The 2,414-nt window shown below is 35.9% G+C and carries 2 protein-coding genes; both read left to right on the forward strand.

The window, feature by feature from the left end; genetic code table 11:
- Nucleotides 1-436: 436 nt before the first annotated feature.
- On the forward strand, nucleotides 437-1,813 hold the full coding sequence (locus tag GO685_RS04805; protein WP_175937804.1) for a UDP-N-acetylglucosamine 1-carboxyvinyltransferase: 1,377 nt from the start codon (nucleotides 437-439) through the stop codon (nucleotides 1,811-1,813).
- A gap of 9 nt (nucleotides 1,814-1,822) precedes the next feature.
- Nucleotides 1,823-2,414, forward strand: a 592-nt coding sequence (gene thyX, locus GO685_RS04810; RefSeq protein WP_175937805.1) for an FAD-dependent thymidylate synthase, incomplete at its 3' end; no start/stop codon positions are given.

A 2,414-nucleotide genomic window follows, 5' to 3' on the forward strand; every position in this document is an offset into this window, starting at 1 on the left:
GATTCAACAGAAACGAAAAAAACTACTTGACAAATTCTTTCAACCCCCTTATAATGATACTGAAGCTATTATTTATCTTCAGTCTGTGCAGATAAAACGACAAAAAACTCAATGTACTTGGCGTCTTATGTTTAATTTTTTGCACTGTGTGCACCTCATGTCTTTATAAACTTTCAAGGTTTTTACCTAATATAAGCTAAAATGCGCTTGTTAAAGCGTTTAAGACAATAAAAAACGCCAATTTAAAAAATAGATAGTAAATAACTAGCTAGCGGGGTTTCTTTTGCCTTTTCTTCCCATTGGTAAATTTCTTAAGCTAATTAAAACTGGGAAGCATGTGATGCTGGCTTACTATACAACCGTACTCGTCAAGAGGCTATGTTTGCCTTTTACTGCCAATTCACTATACTTATTCGGTAGGATCTAATTTGATTAAATGCATAAAATATTAGTAAGGAGTAACCATAAGCCTTTAGTTGGGAAAATCAAGGTTAATGGTTCAAAGAATGCTATTTTACCAATAGCAGCAGCAAGCCTATTGAGTAGTTCTTCAGTAACTTTGCATAATGTACCTGATCTAATTGATGTGCATCTGATGTCTGAGCTACTCGAAAGTCTTGGGGCAAAAGTAAACTTTATGTACAATAAAGACTATAAAGCAAATCATACTTTAGAAATTAATTGTAGCAATATTAACAATCATGTGATACCGCATAAAACTGCAAATAAACTGCGAGCATCTTTTTTAATGCTAGGTCCAATGCTCAGCAGATTCGGCAAGACGAGAACAGCATTTCCTGGTGGGTGCAACATTGGAAAACGCCCTGTCGACATGCACATCAAAGCGTTAGAAAAAATGGGGGCTAAAATTGAAATTGACGGCTGTAATATAATTGCAACGGTGGAAGGAAAGCTACAAGGAAGAGAAATTACATTTGAAAAAATAAGCGTTGGCGCAACAGAAAACATAATAATGGCGGCAACACTTGCAGAAGGAGTAACAGTAATAAACAATGCTGCAACAGAGCCGGAAGTTCTTGATTTAATAGAGTTCTTGAGGAAAATGGGTGCTGATATTAATATTCATGATAATAAAACAGATCTCTCTGATATCATTCCAGCGCGTAACACTGGAATCCATGATGAATCCCAGTGTTACGCTACTGGGATGACAAGGAATTTTGCAAGAGGTCTAATAACAATAAAAGGAGTTGAGACATTAAACGGATGTGTCCACAAAATAATATCAGATCGCATAGAAGCCGGTACATACGCACTAGCTGCTATAATAACTGGTGGTAAATTGATGTTAGAAGGAATAAATCTATCTGATATAAGATGTATTGCAAATGAATTGGAGTCTATAGGAGCTGTGATTGAACCGCATGGCGAAGGTATTGTTATTTCCAGAAAAAATGGCTCTATTAAATCTGCTAATGCTGCAACAGATTCATACCCTAACTTTCCTAGTGATATGCAGCCACAACTGATGTCTGCAATGTGCGTCGCTGATGGGATATCAGTAATTGAAGAAAACATTTTTGAAAGCAGGTTTGCGCACGCAGGTGAATTGAGAAAGCTAGGTGCTAATATTAGCATCGAGAAAAGCGAAGCTATTATAAATGGAGTAAAAAGCTTGTCTGGAGCTAATCTATATGCTACTGATTTAAGATCAACGGCAGCTTTAGTGCTTGCTTCTTTGGTAGCTAGTGGAGAAACTACAATAAATAACTCACATCATTTATGGAGAGGGTATGAAGCAATGCACGAGAAACTAAATTCGTGTGGAGCTGATATCTCCATTTCATCTTGAGGATATTTTATGAACGAGGAACGTTATTCAACCAAGAGAGTTACAGTAAAAGAAATAGATGAAATTCTATATGAGGAACATAAGGTATTAAATCATGGATTTATTCGAGTAGTAGACTATATGGGCTCTGACAGCGCTATAGTTCAAGCTGCTCGTGTTTCTTATGGAAAGGGAACAAAGCATATAAGTCAAGATGAAGCGCTTATAAAGTATTTAATGAGACATCACCATACAACTCCGTTTGAGATGTGTGAAATTAAGTTTCACGTGAAACTTCCAATTTTTGTTGCAAGACAATGGATAAGGCATAGAACTGCAAATGTGAATGAGTATTCAGCAAGGTATTCAATACTTGATAACGAATTTTACATACCAAAGCCAGAACAGGTTGCAAAACAATCTGATAATAATAAACAAGGTAGTGGTGAAGCTTTTAACTCACATACATCGAAAGAAATAATAGATTCTCTGACAAATGACTCTAATTTAGTATATTCTCATTATGAGAAATTTATTGGACAGGGGCTTGCAAGAGAAATTGCCAGAACCAATCTAATGCTTAATTACTACACGCAATTTTATTGGAAGATAGATCTGCATA

Origin of the sequence: Wolbachia endosymbiont of Madathamugadia hiepei, from assembly GCF_013366855.1 — a bacterium.
Classification (GTDB): Bacteria; Pseudomonadota; Alphaproteobacteria; order Rickettsiales; family Anaplasmataceae; genus Wolbachia.

Coding starts and splice junctions, on each gene's coding strand:
- GO685_RS04805 (WP_175937804.1), top strand. CDS start 437: ATGCATAAAATATTAGTAAGGAGTAACCATAAGCCTTTAGTTGGGAAA.